Genomic DNA, 17,674 nt, shown 5'->3' on the forward strand with positions numbered 1-17,674 from the left:
GCGGCGGCCGGCCGCGCATCGAGCACGACGGCACGGCCGTCGCGGCGTTCGACGCGCCAGCACGGGAGCCCGTCGAGCGCCGGTGCGCGCAGCAGCGCGCCCGTGCGCAGGCAGAACGCCGCGTGATGCCATGGGCAGTGGATCGTGTCGCCCTCCAGCAGGCCGTCGGCCAATGGCGCGCCGTAGTGCGGGCACTGCGCGCCCACGGCAAACAGTTCGTCGGCGCGGCGCACGAGCAGCACCGCGGTATCGCCGACATGGCCCTCGATCATCGCGCCGTCGGCGAGATCGTCGAGCGCGATGCCCTGCGTGAGGTCGGGGCGTGACGACGAAGCGTCGCTTCCAGTCATGACGTGGCTCCCGGAAAGTCAGGTAACGATCCCATTATCGACATCCCATTTGAAAAGAACAGGTACAGACGCCTCCGCAGCGCACGCAAACACCGACTGTAGCTTGTACGCGAGCCATGACGGGCGTAGAACGTCATCAACGTTGCGGCGCAACACACCCGTTGCCTGCGAGGGCACGTCGCGCGTCCTGCGCAATCCGCGTGCCACATTCCCCCCTTCACCAGGAGTGCTACCCGATGGCCACCGTCCTGTGCGTGCTCTACCCCGATCCGGTCGACGGCTACCCGCCGCGCTACGTGCGCGATGCGATTCCGGTCATCACGCACTACGCGGACGGGCAAACCGCGCCGACGCCGGCCGGCCCGCTCGGCTTCCGGCCCGGCGAACTCGTCGGCTCGGTGTCCGGCGCGCTCGGGTTGCGCGGCTATCTGGAGGCGCACGGCCACACGCTGATCGTCACGAGCGACAAGGACGGCCCCGATTCCGAATTCGAGCGCCGGCTGCCCGAAGCGGACGTGGTGATCTCGCAGCCGTTCTGGCCCGCGTACCTGACGGCCGAACGGATCGCCCGCGCGCCGAAGCTGAAGCTCGCGCTGACGGCCGGCATCGGCTCCGATCACGTCGATCTCGACGCCGCCGCTCGCGCGCATGTCACCGTCGCCGAAGTCACCGGCTCGAACAGTATCAGCGTGGCCGAGCACGTGGTGATGACGACGCTCGCGCTGGTACGCAACTACTTGCCGTCGCATGCGATCGCGCAGCAAGGCGGCTGGAACATCGCGGATTGCGTGTCGCGCAGCTACGACGTCGAGGGCATGCATTTCGGCACGGTCGGCGCGGGGCGCATCGGGCTCGCCGTGCTGCGCCGGCTGAAGCCGTTCGGCCTGCAGCTGCACTACACGCAGCGCCACCGGCTCGACGCGTCGGTCGAGCAGGAACTCGCGCTCACGTATCACGCCGATGCCGCGTCGCTCGCGAGCGCCGTCGACATCGTCAACCTGCAGATCCCGCTTTACCCGTCGACGGAGCACCTGTTCGACGCGGCGATGATCGCGCGCATGAAGCGCGGCGCGTACCTGATCAACACCGCCCGCGCGAAGCTGGTCGACCGCGACGCGGTCGTGAATGCGGTCACGTCCGGGCATCTCGCGGGCTACGGCGGCGACGTGTGGTTTCCCCAGCCGGCGCCGGCCGATCACCCGTGGCGCGCGATGCCGTTCAACGGGATGACCCCGCACATCTCCGGCACGTCGCTGTCCGCGCAGGCACGCTATGCGGCCGGCACGCTGGAGATCCTGCAGTGCTGGTTCGACGGCAAGCCGATCCGCAACGAATACCTGATCGTCGACGGCGGCACGCTCGCGGGAACGGGCGCGCAGTCGTACCGGCTGACGTGACGCCACGCGCCGCGCCCGACGCGCGGCGGTAGGGTCAGTCGACGCAGTAGGCGGCGAGCTTGCCGACGGTCACGACCGCCTGCTCGATCTCCGGCGACCACGGGCTGCTGTAGTTGAGGCGGATGAAATTCCGGTAGCTGTCGGCGATCGAGAACATGTAGCCGGGCCCGATCGTGATGCCCTGCTCCAGCGCGAGCTGGTACAGCCGCATCGCATCGACCTGCACGGGCAACTCGACCCACAGCACGTAACCCCCCGCCGGGCTCGAGATGCGCGTGCCTTCCGGGAAAAACCGCGACACCATCGTGCGCATCAGGTTCGCCTGCTGCGCATACGCCTTGCGAATCCGCCGCAGGTGATGCTCGTAGCCGTCGCGTTCGAGAAACTCCGCGATCGCGAGCTGCGGCAGCGACGGCGTCGCGAGCGTGTTCAGGAACTTCAGTTTCTCGACCTGCTCGCGATAACGGCCGGGCAGCGCCCAGCCGATCCGGTACGCGGCCGTCAGGCTCTTCGAGAACGACGCGCAATGCAGCACGATGTCGTGGCGGTCGAACGACTTCAGCGTGCTCGGATGCATGTTGCCGAAGTACAGTTCGTTGTACACGCCATTCTCGATGACAGGCAGGTCGGCTTTCGCGGCGAACTCGACCAGTTCGCGCTTGCGCTCGTCGGGCATCTGGAAGCCGAGCGGGTTCTGGAAGTTCGGCATCACCATGCACGCAGCAATCGGCTGCGACTTCGCGATCGCGGCCAGCGCGGCGATGTCGATCCCGTATTCCGGATGCGTCGCCACCTCGATCGCCTTCATCCCCATCCGCTCGATCGCGTGCAGCATCGCGTAGAACGTCGGCGATTCCACTGCGATCGTGTCGCCCGGTTTCGCCACCGCCTGCAGGCACAGGTTGATCGCCTCCGTCGCACCGACCGTCACGATGATCTCGTTCGGGTCCACCGACATCCCGTTTTCCAGGTAGCGCCGTGCAATCTGCCGGATCAGCCGCGGATGCCCGGGCGGCAATCCGTCCGTCACGCCCCACAGCGACTTGTCGCGGCCGGCCGCATACGCATAGCGGTTCAGCTTCTCGAACGGAAACAGGCTCGGGTCCGGGTACGGCGAGCCGAGCGGCACTGCGTCGTCGGTGCCGATCGAGCGCAGCGTCGACAGCACGAGCCGGCTCACGTCCACCGACGACGAGATCGCGATCGGCTTCGACGGCCGCAGCTCGCGCACCGGCGCATGGCCGTCGTCGCGCCGCAGGTTCACGAAATAGCCGGACTGCGGGCGGCTTTCGAGCAGCCCGCGGCTTTCCAGCAGCAGATACGCGTGCAGCACGGTCGTGATGCTGATCCGGTGCTGCTGGCTCGCCTGCCGCACCGACGGCACACGATCGCCGTGTCGATATACGCCTTGCCGGATGAGTCTCTCTACGTCGTTTGCAAATTTCTCGTAGAGCTTCATCCGCCTCGCCCCGCCAGCGATGAACCGGCCTGCGGTGCACGGGCGGCATGGCCGCGCCGGTGCACGAAGCCGGATAGCCGTGCCCGGGCGCGGGGGGCCCGGTTCGAACCTCGTCCGTTATCGAAATTGAAGGCGGATAGCAACGCGAATCTCATCTAGACAAGGTTCGGCATCCTACTGCGTCATTTCGACGAATGTAAGTGACAGTTTGGCGAGGAAACGCCAAATCCGGCCGGCGTGGTGAACAGATTCGAACGCGACGGCACGGCCCGGCGCGGGGCCATTCACCAGGCTCCATGCAGGAGCACGTGCTCGCGTATTGCCGCCGGCCGGCGGGCGGCCGTCACGCGAAGCCCGGTCATGCGCGGGCCTCGCGTGTGATCAAGCGTCGTCGACGTTGTCCGCGTAGTGGTCGATCGCGACCTTGCACTCGTCGAACACCACCGTCAGCCACGCGGCGTCGTTCGACTCGACCCACTTGCGGATCTGCAGGAATTGCCCGGTGCCGAGATCGGCGACGCGGGCCGGATCGGCGGTCGTCACGTCGACGGTCGCGATCGCGCGCTTGCCGCTGCCGGGCAGCGGCGTCAACGTCGCCGCGATGTCGAAGCGCCGGTACGATTGATCGATGCGCATGCGGTTCTCCCGAAGCAGGCCGAAAGGAAGCGTCTCACTCGAGCGTCTGGCGGAACACCTTGCCGCCGAATCCCGTCACGACGTTGTCGACCGAGAACGGCGTGTCCTCCTTCGCTTCGAGGATGACCGCGACGCTGCCGGGCACGAGCCGCGCCGCAATCGTCTCGACGAACGTGCCGTCGAGCAGCGCGTTGCCGGCCGCTTCCGCGAGAATGCCGGCCCCCGCGCCGGCCGCCATGCCGGTGACCACGCCGAGCGGCCCGGCGAGCAGCCCGAGCAACCCGCCTGCGATCGCGCCGATCACGCCGCCCTTGAACGGACGCGATTCGGCATCGAGCACCGCGAGCTTGCCGGTCGCGTCCTTCTCGACGACGACGCCGTTCTCGATGTGGAATCCCTCATGCTTGTCCGACAGCGCCCCGAAATCGCTCGCGGCCCGACGGGCCGTGTCGACGCTGCCGAACACGGCGACGATCAGTTGCCTGGTCATTCGATACCTCGCTCGGTTGGTTGGTTGGTCAGTTTGATCAGTTTGGCCGCTTTGACCGGTTACAGCCGCCGCACCGCATGCGGCACGCCGCCCGCTCCTCACCTGCGCGCATGCACATCGTCCTCGACATCGTCGACATCCGCCGGAAAGCGATGCTGGCCGAAACTCAGGATCAGCACGCCCACCGCGAGCAGCACGATTCCGAACGTCGTCATCAGCATCCGCTCGGGGCTGTCGGTCGCCCCGCGCAGGATCAGGTCGCGCGCGAGCGACGTCATCGCAATGAACAGCGGAAACCGCACGGGCAGCCGGCCGAGCCGCAGGTAGCGCACGTCCATCGCGAGCACTTCCAGGTACAGGAACATCAGCAGCAGGTCGGTCAGCGACACTTCGCCCGCCAGCACGACCTTCCACGCTTCCTGCGCCATCGCGAACGCGGTCGCGAGCCCGATCACGATCAGCCCGGCCAGCTCGGCCGCGTGAAGGAAATGGCCGAAGCGGCGGCGAATGCGCTCGGCCGGCGAGCTGGGAACGGTGGTCGTATTCAAGGTGACAGTCGCGTTGAGGAAACGTGAACGGCGCCGGGTGGCGGGAACGCCGCGTCGCGCGCGGCAGCATGCACGGCCCCGCTATCGGGCACGTCGGGCGCGTCGGGCGCATCCGGCACCGCCGGCGCGTGCGGGCCGGCCGCGCCGATCGCCTGCTCGACCGCGGACAGCGTCCGGCGGCAGCACACGTGGAACGCGACGCCCGCATCGGAGCAGGCCACGTCGTCGTGCTCGCGGCACAGCAGCAGGCGACAGCCGAGATACCGTTCGAGGCAGTCGATCCGTTCGCTCACCTGCGCTTCGTCGAGCCGCAGTTCGGACGCCGCGCCGGACAGGCCGCCACGCTCGACCACCGCGACATACACACGCATCGCTTCCAGCAGGTTCATGATGACGCTCCTCGTCGGCGGGCGCAGCGGAACCTAATCTACTGCACGCGCCGCGCACGCTCAAGAGCACAGCGCCGCGCACGCCAGGAGTACAGCTGCGCGCGCGCCGCCCGAAAACCGGCCCTGTTTGACGCATTCGCATGACAGTTCGGCGATACGGGTTCCAAAGCCCCGCCGAAGCTGCTAGATTGCTTGCTCGACGACGTTACGCGGTGCGGGCCGGTCACGCGCCGCGCGGCCGGCCGCCACCGCCGCGGCCCGTTGCGCGAGGCACGCGCGACGTCCTTCATCCGCATGACACCAAGAGAACAGTCGCATGACACAGTTCAACCGTTCGCCTTCGCGCGCCACGGCCCGCCCGTCCCGACATGACTGACCGGCAGCCCACGATGCAGACACCTCCCCCACTCTCCCAGGCCGTTCACAGCCCGATCACGCGCAGCGCGATCTTCCTCGTGGCGACGATCAATCCCGGCGCCGATCACGCCGACACGATCCGTTCATGGTGCGGCGACATCGCCGCGCTCGTGCGCTCGGTCGGCAAGCGCGTGCCCGGCGGCAACCTCACCTGCGTATGCGGCTTCGGCGCCGACGCATGGGACGCGCTGTTCGGCGACCCGCGCCCCGCCGCGCTGCATCCGTTCCGCGAGTTCGGCGCGGGGCAGCGCGTCGCGGTCGCGACGCCGGGCGACATCCTGCTGCACATCCGCGCGGAAGCGATGGACCTGTGCTTCGAACTCGCGACGCAGCTGCTCGGCGCGCTCGGCGATGCCGTCACGGTGGTCGACGAGGTGCACGGCTTCCGCAATTTCGACCAGCGCGCGATGATCGGCTTCGTCGACGGCACCGAAAACCCGGAAGGCCGCGAGGCGGTCGACTTCACGGTGATCGGCGACGAAGACGCGGAATTCGCGGGCGGCAGCTACGTGATCGTGCAGAAGTACCTGCACGACATGGCCGGCTGGAACGCGCTCGCGGTCGAGACGCAGGAGCGCATCATCGGCCGCACCAAATTGTCGGACATCGAACTCGCGCCGGACGTGAAGCCGTCGTGCTCGCACAGCTCGCTGACCACGCTCGACGAGAACGGCCAGGAAGTGAAGATCCTGCGCGACAACATGCCGTTCGGGCGCCCGGGCGCGGGCGAATTCGGCACCTATTTCATCGGCTACGCACGCTCGCCGGCGCCGATCGAGCAGATGCTCGAGAACATGTTCGTCGGCCGCCCGCCCGGCAACTACGACCGCCTGCTCGACTACAGCCGCGCGGTCACCGGCTCGCTGTTCTTCGTGCCGTCCGCCGACCTGCTCGAAGCGCTCGCCGATCGCGCGGCGCCGGCCGCCGACGCCGCGCAGCCGGAAGCGTCGCCGTCCGCACCGCATCGCGACGGTTCGCTGAAAATCGGCTCGCTGAAAGGCATCCCGTCGTAACGCAGGGTACCGATGGCCGTCCGGCGCGCGACCGCGCGCCGGGCGTGTCAGGAACCGCCTCTGTTCAGTCGGCCGGAGCGCGCGTACAGCGCTGCGCAACAGCCCCCCACCGCGCCACCGCTTATGGGCAGTGACGCGCGCAGGCTTGCATTCCCGGCACGCCGGCCACGCGACTCAACCCACCAGAATATAGAGCCAGTTCTTCGGCAACGCCCCGCCCGGGCCGTTGCTGCATGCCAGCAGCCGTTCGCCGGATTGGGGGTGCGTGATGCCGGTACGAAACGTCTCGATGGCCTTGCGCTCCAGACGGTCGAACGCGTTCCCGACCAGGTTGTGCGCTTCGAGATAGATCGGGGCCATCAGCTTGAAGTCAGGCTTGGTGGCGCGATGTTTCGCCAGCCGGGTGTACAGGTCGCTGGTGATGCCGATATAGAACTTGCTGTACTCCGGCTTCGCGGCAAACGCGTTCAATACCTGCCGCAAATGCCCGATGACATCCTCGTGATTGATGACGCCCGTCTTCAGCATGTATTTGTCTTCGGGCGAGACGAGTTGCAATGCCATGAACGACCTCCACTTGTTGTGAAGCATCAATAGGCTGCATCTATGATTCATCCGGGCCCGGCTCCGACAACCGCCCAATCCCTGCTGGCAGAAACCCGGCTGGATGAATGTTCGTAAGAATGCACGACTCGCGACAGGACGTCGACCGGAATTGATTCCGCACAGCGTCGAACGCGGCCCGGGCGACGGTGCCGCCGGCACGCCCCGGGTATCGCGGCAATCCAGTCGCGGCATTCCGTGTTCGCCCACACCCGCACCGCACGAATTGCATCACAGTTGCGCCACCGCACGGTGTCGTTTCGATTTGTGCTGCAGCGGTGTCGATCGAGCCTGCTAATATTCATTTTCGTCCGCGATCGGCAGGCTGGCATCACGCACAGCCCGTCAGCCGATCGGCCCGCCATCAAGTGTTTCCGCTGACGTGAGGCAATCCAAATCCATGAATAACCTGCACCGCGAACTCGCCCCGATCTCGTCTTCCGCCTGGGAACAAATCGAGGAGGAAGTGGCACGCACGTTCAAACGATCGGTGGCCGGCCGCCGCGTCGTCGATGTCGACGGCCCCGAAGGCCCCGAGCTGTCGGCCGTCGGCACCGGGCACCTGGTCGCCGTCGACGCGCCGCGCGAGCACGTGAACGCGCGGCTGCGCGAAGTCCGCACGATCGTCGAGCTGACGGTGCCGTTCGAGTTGAGCCGCGATGCGATCGACAGCGTCGAGCGCGGCGCGCGCGATGCCGACTGGCAACCGGCGAAGGACGCCGCGCAGCGGCTCGCGTTCGCCGAAGACAACGCGATCTTCGACGGCTACCGGGCCGCCGGCATCGTCGGCATCCGCGAAGGCACGTCGAACCGCAAGCTCACGCTGCCGGCAGACGTCAGCGCGTATCCCGACGCGATCAGCGATGCGCTCGAGGCGCTCCGCCTGGCCGGCGTCGACGGCCCGTATTCGGTGGTGCTCGGCTCGGATGCGTACACGGCGCTCAGCGAGGCGCGCGACCAGGGTTATCCGGTCCTCGGCCATATCAAACGGATCGTCAGCGGCGAGATCATCTGGGCGCCGGCGATCAGCGGCGGCTGCGTGCTGTCCACGCGCGGCGGCGATTACGAGCTGCATCTCGGGGAAGACGTATCGATCGGCTACACGAGCCATACCGACAAGGTCGTCCGCCTGTACCTGCGCGAAACGTTCACGTTCCTGATGCTGACGAGCGAAGCATCGGTGGCCGTCGCACCGCAGGGCAATCCAACGGCCTGACCTCGGCTGTCCGCGCGATGCCCGCCGGGCGTCGCGCGCGGCCGGCCGCACCGCCGGCTGCATGTTCGTCGCCGATCGAACCCACTTTGCATGGAGTGTGTGATGAGCGAGTCGAATGAGGCATTACAGGCGCTGCAGGCGTCGGTCGACCAGTTGAAGAAGGCGGTCGACGCGAACGCGAGCCGCCAGGCCGGCGACACCGCCGTGCTGTTCACCGTCCTGTCGCTGGTCCTGGCCGAGTTGCCGCCCGACACGCGCAACCTGATCGAGGATTCGTTCTCCGTCTGGGCCAATGGCCTGCCGGATGCGGCACTGTCAACGGACGTGAAGCAGATCGCCCGGCAACGGCTCGCGATGACCCTCCCGGACTGACCGCGGCACGCCGCGGTTGCGCCCTGTCCGGTCCGGACCGTGCAACCCGCCTGCTCCTTCGGCCGCCACGCACGCATCGTCCGCGGTGCGCGCATGGTTGCATCCGGCCGCTCGCCGCACGTCCCCCGTGCGGCGCTTCCGTCGCGCCCGACCACCCGCGGCGCCCTCCATCCACCTGCCACCGGCGCCCTGCGCGCCCATGTCGCACCGCGCCCCGTTCGCGTGGCGCCCGCTCCGCTTTCCGGTTACCGTACGTTACGCGTACCGCGCACGCCCGCGCCGCCGTGCATCCGCCCGTCTGTGCTCCTCTTCGCCCGTGCGCGCCCGCATCCGAGGGTGCAATTCGCAGCCGGGCCGGCGCGGAACTGTGTCTTGGATGGCCTCCGCCGATTCGCTATTTTGAACGCAGTCGAAGCGATGCCGTGGGCTCCTCCCGGCACGCACGCCTGCCGTCCTGACCGCGACCGCGCACGACGCCGGCGCGCACTGCGCGACAGCCCGGGCACGGCCCGCGCGCCGCCGTGCCGCCCTGCTTCGCGTCGTGCGTCCGCGGTCGGGCCGCGCAAGCGCCGCACCGCATCGGGACTTCACCCTTCGACCCACTTTCACCGACAGGAGCCAGACCACCATGCCCGCACTTTGCGATATCTGCCACGCCCGGCCGGCCGTCGCGCGCGCAACCGTGATGCAGGACGGCGAGCGCAAGACCATCTCGATCTGCGACTACCACTTCCGTCAGCTGATGCGGCATCAAAGCATGCTGAACCCGTTCGATTCGCTGCTGGGCGGCGGCTCGTCGTCGCTGTTCGGCGGGCTCGGTGACGAATCGCCGCTCGCCGCCGAAGTCCCGCGCGAATCGGTCGACCCGACCGACGCGTTCAGCGAGCAGACGCTGGAACTGCTGCAGCGCGCGGCCGAGAAGGCGCACGAGCTGCGCCGCAGCGAGCTCGATTCCGAACACCTGCTTTACGCGCTCGCGGACACCGATGTGTGCGCCGCGCTGCTGAAAGAACTGAAGCTGTCGCCGCAGGACATCCGGTCGTACATCGACGAGCACGCGCACACCGGCACGGCCGACCCCGATGCGCCGCTCGACAAGCTGTCGATCTCGCCGCGCGTGAAGAAGGCCGTGCAGTACGCATTCCAGGCGTCGCGCGATCTCGGCCATTCGTACATCGGCCCCGAGCACCTGCTGATCGGGCTCGCGTCGGTGCCGGACAGCGTCGCCGGCACGCTGCTGAAGAAATACGGCGTGACGCCCGAGGCGTTGCGCCAGAAAGTCGTGAAGGTGGTCGGCAAGGGTGCCGAGGACGGCCGCGTCGATGCGCCGACCGGCACGCCGAACCTCGACAAGTTCGGCCGCGACCTCACCGCGATCGCGCGCCAGGGCAAGCTCGACCCGGTGCTCGGCCGCGCGCAGGAAATCGAGAGCACGATCGAGGTGCTCGCGCGCCGCAAGAAGAACAACCCGGTGCTGATCGGCGAGCCGGGTGTCGGCAAGACGGCGATCGTCGAAGGGCTCGCGCAGCGGATCGTCAACGGCGACGTGCCCGAGGTGCTGCGCGACAAGCGGCTCGTCGAAGTCAACATCAACTCGATGGTGGCAGGCGCCAAGTATCGCGGCGAGTTCGAGGAGCGCGCGAAGCAGCTGATCGACGAAGTCACGGCGAAGCAGGACGAACTGATCCTGTTCATCGACGAGCTGCATACGATCGTCGGCGCCGGCCAGGGCGGCGGCGAAGGCGGCCTCGACATCGCGAACGTGCTGAAGCCCGCGCTCGCGCGCGGCGAGCTGAGCCTGATCGGCGCGACGACGCTCAACGAATACCAGAAGTACATCGAGAAGGACGCCGCGCTCGAGCGGCGCTTCCAGCCTGTGTTCGTGCCGGAGCCGAGCGTCGAGCAGACGATCGTGATCCTGCGCGGGCTGCGCGACAGCCTCGAGGCGCATCACCAGGTAACGTTCGCCGACGACGCGTTCGTCGCGGCCGCGGAATTCGCCGACCGCTACATCACGTCGCGCTTCCTCCCCGACAAGGCGATCGACCTGATCGACCAGGCCGCCGCACGCGTGCGGATCGGCGCGACGTCGCGCCCGGTCGACATTCAGGAAGGCGAAGCGCAGATCGCGCAACTGAAGCGCGAGCAGGACTATGCGACCTCGCGCAAGCGCTTCGACGAAGCGAAGCAGTTCGAGGAGCAGATCAACGCGAAGCAGAAGGCCGTCGACGAGAAGATGGAGGCGTGGCAGCGCAAGACGGGCTCCGAGACGCTCGAGGTGACGGTCGAATCCGTGGCCGAGGTCGTGTCGCGCCTGACCGGCATCCCCGTGTCCGAACTCACGCAGGAAGAACGCCAGAAGCTGCTGAAGATGGAAGAGCAGCTGCGCGAGCGCGTGGTCGGCCAGAGCGACGCGGTGGTGGCCGTCAGCGATGCCGTGCGGCTGTCGCGCGCGGGGCTCGGCCAGACGCACCGGCCGATCGCGACGTTCCTGTTCCTCGGGCCGACGGGCGTCGGCAAGACCGAGCTCGCGAAGGCGCTCGCCGAGACCGTGTTCGGCGACGAGCAGGCGATCATCCGCATCGACATGTCCGAGTACATGGAGCGGCACGCGGTCGCGCGGCTGATCGGCGCGCCGCCCGGCTACGTCGGCTACGACGAAGGCGGCCAGCTCACCGAGCGCGTGCGGCGCCGCCCGTACAGCGTGATCCTGCTCGACGAGATCGAGAAGGCGCACCCGGACGTGTACAACGTGCTGCTGCAGGTGTTCGACGACGGCCGCCTGACCGACGGCAAGGGCCGCGTGGTCGACTTCAGCAACACGATCATCATCGCGACGAGCAACCTCGGCGCCGCGATCATCATGGACAACCTCACGCAGCCGGAAGCCGCGCGCAAGACCGACAAGGCGATCCGCGAGGAACTGATGCAGGTGCTGAAGGGCCATTTCCGCCCCGAGTTCCTGAACCGCATCGACGAGGTGATCGTCTTCCACGCGCTGTCGAAGGAGAACATCCGCTCGATCGTGCAGATCCAGCTCGACCGCGTGATCCGCACGGCCGCCGCGCAGGACATTACGCTCGTGATGGGCGATTCGCTTGTCGAGCACCTGACCGAAGCCGGCTACCAGCCGGAGTTCGGCGCGCGCGAGCTGAAGCGCCAGATCCGCCAGACCATCGAGACGCGGCTCGCCAAGGAGATCCTCGCCGACCGGCTGAAGTCGGGCGACAAGTGCGAGGTCGACTACGACAAGGACAGCGACGAAGTGAAGTTCAACAAGCTCGCCGCGCCTGAAGCGAAGGAAGCGAAGGAAGCCGACGGCAAGGCCAAGCCCAACGGCCGGGCAGCCAAGGCAGCAGCAGACGCGAAACCGGACGACACGCCCGCCGCCGCCCCGCCGCCCGCGGCGAAACCCGGCAAGAAGTCGTCCGGCGCGAAGAAGGACGCACACTAAAACAACGCATGCCCTGCAACCCGGGGCACGCATGACCGGCTCCGTCCGCCGGACGGAGCCGCCCCACGCCGCGACACGGCGCAACCGAGCCACCCGCACCGGGCCCGGCTATTGGAGATTCACCATGACAAATCGACGCGAAGTGCCAGGCATCAGGAAGTACGACGGGCCCGCCGGCGGTTGGGGCGCGCTTCGCGCGACAGCCGACGCGGTGCGCACCCAGATGGAGACCATCGAGGCGCCGATCGTGCTGATGCGGACCAACCAGCCCGACGGCTTCGACTGCCCCGGCTGTGCGTGGCCCGACAAGGAACACAAGTCGACGTTCCAGTTCTGCGAGAACGGCGCGAAGGCCGTCACGTGGGAAGCGACGACCAAGCGCGTGACGCCCGAGTTCTTCGCGGCGAACACCGTGTCGTCGCTGCTGCGCATGTCGGACTACGAACTGGAGAACATGGGCCGGCTCACGCATCCGCTCGTCTACGATCGCGCGACCGACACGTTCCGCGAGATCGCATGGGACGATGCGTTCGCCCGCATCGGCGAAGTGCTGCGCGCGCTGCCGCCCGAGCAGGTCGAGTTCTACACGTCGGGCCGCGCATCGAACGAAGCCGCGTACCTGTACCAGCTGTTCGCGCGCGAGCTCGGCACCAACAACTTCCCCGACTGCTCTAACATGTGCCACGAGCCGACCAGCGTCGGCCTGCCGCAGTCGATCGGCATCGGCAAGGGCACCGTGTCGCTGGAGGATTTCGACCACTGCGAGCTGATCATCTCGATCGGCCACAACCCCGGCACGAACCACCCGCGGATGATGGGCACGCTGCACGAGTGCTCGCGGCGCAACGTGCCGATCATCGTGTTCAACCCGCTGCGCGAGCGCGCGCTCGAACGCTTCGCGGACCCGCAGGACATGATCGAGATGGCGTCGTTCGGCTCGACGCGGATCGCGTCGACGTACTACCAGGTCGACGCGGGCGGCGACGCGGCCGCGCTGAAGGGCATCATGAAAGCGCTGCTGAAGCTCGAAGCCGAGCAAGGCAACGTGCTCGACCGCGATTTCATCGCGCAGCACACCGACGGCTTCGACGCGTTCTCGGCGGACCTCGAAGCCACGTCGTGGGACGACATCGAACGCGCGAGCGGCCTCAGCCAGGCGCAGCTCGAACAGGTCGCGCTCGCGTACGCGAAGTCGAACGCGACGATCGTCACGTACGGGATGGGCGTCACGCAGCACAACAAGGGCACCGCAACCGTGCGCCTGATCGCCGACCTGCTGCTGATGCGCGGCAACATCGGCAAGCCCGGCGCCGGCGTGTGCCCGCTGCGCGGCCATTCGAACGTGCAGGGCAACCGCACGGTCGGCATCACCGAGAAGCCGTCGGCCGAGTTCCTGAAGAAGATCGAGGACGTGTGCGGCTTCACGCCGCCCGCGCATCACGGGCACGACGCGGTGCAGGCGATGCAGGCCATGATCGACGGCACCGCGAAGGCGCTGCTGTGCCTCGGCGGCAACTTCGCGGTCGCGCTGCCCGATCCGGAACAGTCGTTCCCGGCGATGGCGAAGCTCGACCTGAGCGTGCATCTCGGCACGAAGCTGAACCGCTCGCACCTGCTGGTCGCGAAGGAAACCTTCATCCTGCCGGTGCTCGGCCGCACCGAACTCGACATGCAGGCCACCGGCCGCCAGTCGATCACCGTCGAGGATTCGATGTCGATGGTCCACGCGTCGGCCGGCAAGCTCAAGCCGGCGTCCGACCAGTTGCGCTCGGAGCCCGCGATCGTCGCGGGGATCGCGCATGCGACGCTGCCGAACAGCAAGGTCGCATGGCTCGACCTGATCGCCGACTACGACCGCATCCGCGACCTGATCGACCGCACGGTGGACGGCTTCGAGGCGTTCAACGAGCGCATCCGCACGCCGGGCGGCTTCCGGCTGCCGCTGCCGCCCACCGAGCGCGTGTGGCCGACGCCGACCGGCAAGGCGATGTTCTCGGTCTACAAGGGCGTGAAGGAGGATGCCGACGTGCTCGGCGGCGAGCAGGTGCTGCGGCTCATCACGCTGCGCAGCCACGACCAGTACAACACGACGATCTACGGGCTCGACGACCGTTATCGCGGCGTGTTCGGGCGTCGCGACGTGCTGTTCATGAACCCGGCCGATCTCGCGAAGTACGGGCTCGAACACGGCGACCTGGTCGACATCGAGACGATCACCGCATCAGGCCGCACGCTGCGTCTCGAGAAGATCACCGCGATCGAGTACGACATCGCGCCGGGCTCGGTCGGCGCGTACTACCCGGAAGCGAACGTGCTCGTGCCGCTCGACTACATCGACAAGGAAAGCGGCACGCCGTCGTACAAGTCGGTGCCGGTGCACGTCGTGCGCTCGGCGGTGGTCTGATCCGCGGGCAGGCGGGTTCGCGTCGCGGCACGCCGCGCGCCTGAACCCGCCTGCCGCCCCGCTCCCGCCTTTCCCGGCCGCCGCATCGCAACCGATGCGGCGGCCGTTTCGTTTCATCGCGCCGAACGACGCCCGGCTTACCGCACCGCCGTCGGCGGCATCGTCGCGCCCGTCTGCCGGCGCCGATACGCGCTGTCGCGCGTCGCAAGCCAGTAGTACAGCGGCGACGTCAGCGCGAGCCCCACGAGCCACGACAGGTCCGCGCCGCCGAGATGCGCGGGAATCGGACCCGCATACATCGGCGTGTTCATGAACGGGATCTGCACGAGGATGCCGATCGCATACGCGAGCAGCGCCTGCGGGTTGAAGCGGCCGTAGATCCCGCCGTCGGCCATGAAGATCGACTGGATGTCGTACTTGCCCTTGTGGATCACGTAGAAGTCGATCAGGTTGATCGCGGTCCACGGCACCAGCACGACGAGCAGCGCGAGCACGAGATCGACGAGGTTGCCGACGAAGTTCGTCGACGCGCCGATCGCCGCGTAGCAGCACGCGACGAAGATCACGACCGACACCACCGCACGCGCCTTCGCGGTCGGAATCCACCGGTACGCGAACGTCTGCACCGACGTGATCACCGCGAGCACCGCGCCGTACAGGTTCAGCGCGTTGTGGCTGATCACGCTCAGCAGGAACAGCACGAGCATCAGCGGGCCGAGCGGGCCGGTCGCCTGCTTGACCGCATCCATCGTGTCCGCGCCGGCCGGCACCGCGAGCACCGCGACCGCGCCGAAGATGAACGCGAGCGTCGAGCCGATCGTGCAGCCGAGGTAGGTCGCCCAGAACGTCGACGCCACGCCGACGTTTTCCGGCAGATAGCGCGAATAGTCCGACACGTACGGCGCGAACGCGATCTGCCACAACGCCGACAGCGACACCGTCGCGAGCCAGCCCGCGAAGTCGAAGCCGCCGCGCGTCAGGAAATCGTCGGTCGTCACGTGCGAGAGGATCATCCAGAAGCCGACGACGATGCCGATGCCGAGCACCCAGGTGCCGATCCGGTTCAGGATGTGGATGAACCGGTATCCGACGATCCCGATCAGCCCCGAACCCACCGCGCCGATCACGATGCCGACGGGCACCGGCACCGACGCCGCGATGCCGTGCACCGACTTGCCGGCGAGCACGATGTTCGACGCGAAGAAGCCGACGTACATCACGGCCGCGATCACGGTGACGAGCAACGCGCCCCACGAGCCGAACTGCGCGCGGCTCTGGATCATCTGCGGGATGCCCATCTGCGGCCCCTGCGCCGAATGCAGCGCCATCAGCACGCCGCCCACCGCCTGGCCGACGACGATCGCGACGATGCCCCATAGCAGGTTCAGGTGGAACATCTGCACGCCAAGCGCGCCGGTCACGATCGGCAGCGGCGCGATGTTGCCGCCGAACCAGAGCGTGAACAGGTCGCGCACCTTGCCGTGGCGCTCGGCGGGCGGCACGTAGCCGATCGTGTGCTTCTCTATCATCGGGGACGCATTGCGTTCCGCGTTCGTCATGGTGAAGTCTCCTGTCCTGCGCGGCGATGCGCGCGTGCCGTGTCAGCCGGCGCGCGTCGGGGTGCGCGCCTGCAATCGGGTCCGGATACGCGAACGACGACGCACCGCGTGCACGCGCGGCGGAGTCGAACGCAGCGAACGAACCGCTCGCGGGGACGGATGACATACCCCGCCGGCGCGTGCGCGGCCGCTTCGTGATCGTGGTGATCTTCGCGATCCAGGTTGGAGACGATGGTGCGCCACGGGTATCGCGACCGGAAAATACTAAAAATATTTCCGGGACATACGAAAAAGCTCTGCAGCGGAAATTCCGGCGCCGGGGCCTTTCAGGTAAGGTGCTACGCACAACCATGGACAGATTGCGCCCGCGGCGGCACGCCGGGGCCGTGCATCAGAGGTGCGTGTGGCTCACTACACTTTGCGGCAACTGAAATACTTCGTGACGACGGTGGAATCCGGCAGCGTGGCCGAGGCCTCGCGCCAGCTCTTCATCGCGCAGCCGTCGATCTCCAGCGCGATCAAGGGGCTGGAAGAGAGCTTCGGCGTGAAGCTGTTCATCCGCCATCATGCGCAGGGCGTATCGCTGACGCCGGGCGGCACGCGCTTCTACCGGAAAGCGCAGGAGCTGCTGCGCATCGCGCACGAATTCGAACAGAACGCGCTCGCCGACAACGACGTGATCACCGGGCAGATCGACATCGGCTGCTTCGAGACGGTCGCGCCGCTCTACCTGCCGCAACTGATCGCGGGCTTTCGCGAGCGCTACCCGGGCGTGAACATCCGGCTGCGCGACGGCGACCAGCAGGAACTCGTGCAGGGCCTGACGTCCGGCACGTTCGATCTCGCGCTCATGTACGACCACGATCTCGACGGCACGATCGACACCGAGCCGCTGATGCCGCCGCAGCAGCCGTACGTGCTGCTGCCGGAGAACCACCGGTTCGCGGGCCAGGCACACGTGTCGTTGCGCGACCTCTGCGTCGAGCCGATGATCCTGCTCGACGTGCAGCCGAGCCGCACGTATTTCGTCAGCCTCTTTCACGAACTCGGGCTTACGCCGAACATCGTGTTCGGGTCGCCGTCGATCGAGATGGTGCGCGGGATGGTCGGCCAGGGATTCGGCTTCTCGCTGCTCGTCACGCGCCCGCATTCCGAATACACATACGACGGCCAGCGGGTCGTGACGATCGGCCTCAGCGAAACGGTGAGCCCGTCGGGGCTCGTGAGCGCGCGGTTGAAGCGCGGCCAGCTCACGAAGCAGGCGCAGTCGTTCGTCGACTTCTGCCGCGAGCGGCTCGCGCAGATCGTCGCGGAAACGGCGAGATAAGACGCGCAAACACGCCCGCACCGCGCGAGGCGGTGCGGGC

The 17,674-nt window shown here is 67.6% G+C and carries 15 protein-coding genes; 7 read left to right on the top strand and 8 right to left on the bottom strand.

Annotated elements, in window-relative coordinates; translation table 11 throughout:
* On the bottom strand, positions 1–350 hold a 350-nt coding region (locus DPV74_RS21890; RefSeq protein ID WP_162923105.1), incomplete at its 3' end, for a Rieske 2Fe-2S domain-containing protein.
* 236 nt (positions 351–586) lie between these two features.
* Here DPV74_RS21890 and DPV74_RS21895 point away from each other — a divergent pair.
* Positions 587–1,747, top strand: a complete 1,161-nt coding sequence (locus DPV74_RS21895) for an NAD-dependent formate dehydrogenase (protein WP_119337953.1) — start codon at positions 587–589, stop codon at positions 1,745–1,747.
* A 34-nt stretch (positions 1,748–1,781) separates the two neighbouring features.
* Here DPV74_RS21895 and DPV74_RS21900 read toward each other — a convergent pair whose 3' ends face one another.
* The 5 genes from DPV74_RS21900 to DPV74_RS21920 all read right to left on the bottom strand — a co-directional run bounded on the left by DPV74_RS21900 (position 1,782) and on the right by DPV74_RS21920 (position 5,269).
* Positions 1,782–3,206 carry a PLP-dependent aminotransferase family protein gene (locus tag DPV74_RS21900; RefSeq protein WP_060180734.1) on the bottom strand — a complete coding sequence of 475 codons (1,425 nt, stop codon included), beginning with the start codon at positions 3,204–3,206 and terminating at the stop codon, positions 1,782–1,784.
* Between the two features lie 381 nt (positions 3,207–3,587).
* Positions 3,588–3,842: a hypothetical protein gene (locus DPV74_RS21905; protein ID WP_059695756.1), complete on the bottom strand. Its 255-nt coding sequence runs from the start codon at positions 3,840–3,842 to the stop codon at positions 3,588–3,590.
* Positions 3,843–3,876: 34 nt separating this feature from the next.
* Positions 3,877–4,332 carry a DUF1269 domain-containing protein gene (locus tag DPV74_RS21910; RefSeq protein WP_091921675.1) on the bottom strand — a complete coding sequence of 152 codons (456 nt, stop codon included), beginning with the start codon at positions 4,330–4,332 and terminating at the stop codon, positions 3,877–3,879.
* A 98-nt stretch (positions 4,333–4,430) separates the two neighbouring features.
* Complete coding sequence (locus DPV74_RS21915; protein WP_059682421.1) at positions 4,431–4,880, bottom strand: phosphate-starvation-inducible protein PsiE; 450 nt, start codon at positions 4,878–4,880, stop codon at positions 4,431–4,433.
* The gene (locus DPV74_RS21920) at positions 4,877–5,269 is read right to left on the bottom strand and encodes a LysR family transcriptional regulator (RefSeq protein WP_091921673.1); all 393 of its coding nucleotides are present in this window, start codon (positions 5,267–5,269) and stop codon (positions 4,877–4,879) included. Before DPV74_RS21920 ends, DPV74_RS21915 begins: the two co-directional genes overlap by 4 nt.
* Positions 5,270–5,637: 368 nt before the next feature.
* On the opposite strand from DPV74_RS21920, the gene DPV74_RS21925 reads away from it, so the two are divergent.
* The gene (locus DPV74_RS21925; protein ID WP_027792497.1) at positions 5,638–6,699 is read left to right on the top strand and encodes a Dyp-type peroxidase; all 1,062 of its coding nucleotides are present in this window, start codon (positions 5,638–5,640) and stop codon (positions 6,697–6,699) included.
* Positions 6,700–6,873: 174 nt separating this feature from the next.
* Here DPV74_RS21925 and DPV74_RS21930 read toward each other — a convergent pair whose 3' ends face one another.
* Positions 6,874–7,263, bottom strand: a complete 390-nt coding sequence (locus DPV74_RS21930; protein WP_021157953.1) for a GIY-YIG nuclease family protein — start codon at positions 7,261–7,263, stop codon at positions 6,874–6,876.
* Positions 7,264–7,702: 439 nt separating this feature from the next.
* Here DPV74_RS21930 and DPV74_RS21935 point away from each other — a divergent pair, with 439 nt between their 5' ends.
* From DPV74_RS21935 to DPV74_RS21950, 4 genes are all read left to right on the top strand, one after another.
* Positions 7,703–8,518, top strand: a complete 816-nt coding sequence (locus DPV74_RS21935) for a family 1 encapsulin nanocompartment shell protein (protein WP_021157952.1) — start codon at positions 7,703–7,705, stop codon at positions 8,516–8,518.
* A 102-nt stretch (positions 8,519–8,620) separates the two neighbouring features.
* Positions 8,621–8,890 carry a hypothetical protein gene (locus DPV74_RS21940; protein WP_027792496.1) on the top strand — a complete coding sequence of 90 codons (270 nt, stop codon included), beginning with the start codon at positions 8,621–8,623 and terminating at the stop codon, positions 8,888–8,890.
* 628 nt (positions 8,891–9,518) lie between these two features.
* The gene (locus tag DPV74_RS21945; RefSeq protein WP_091921671.1) at positions 9,519–12,344 is read left to right on the top strand and encodes an ATP-dependent Clp protease ATP-binding subunit; all 2,826 of its coding nucleotides are present in this window, start codon (positions 9,519–9,521) and stop codon (positions 12,342–12,344) included.
* 124 nt (positions 12,345–12,468) lie between these two features.
* Positions 12,469–14,748 carry an FdhF/YdeP family oxidoreductase gene (locus DPV74_RS21950; protein WP_060317481.1) on the top strand — a complete coding sequence of 760 codons (2,280 nt, stop codon included), beginning with the start codon at positions 12,469–12,471 and terminating at the stop codon, positions 14,746–14,748.
* Between the two features lie 137 nt (positions 14,749–14,885).
* Here the strand turns inward: DPV74_RS21950 and DPV74_RS21955 are convergent, their stop codons facing one another.
* A complete protein-coding gene (locus tag DPV74_RS21955; protein WP_059695768.1) occupies positions 14,886–16,307 on the bottom strand; it encodes a cytosine permease in 1,422 nt (473 codons plus the stop codon).
* A gap of 403 nt (positions 16,308–16,710) precedes the next feature.
* Between DPV74_RS21955 and DPV74_RS21960 the strand changes: the two genes are divergently transcribed.
* Positions 16,711–17,634: a LysR substrate-binding domain-containing protein gene (locus tag DPV74_RS21960; RefSeq protein WP_091921839.1), complete on the top strand. Its 924-nt coding sequence runs from the start codon at positions 16,711–16,713 to the stop codon at positions 17,632–17,634.
* Positions 17,635–17,674: the final 40 nt, after the last annotated feature.

Origin of the sequence: Burkholderia sp. HAN2018, from assembly GCF_024704855.1 — a bacterium.
Taxonomy (GTDB): Bacteria; Pseudomonadota; Gammaproteobacteria; order Burkholderiales; family Burkholderiaceae; genus Burkholderia; species Burkholderia cepacia.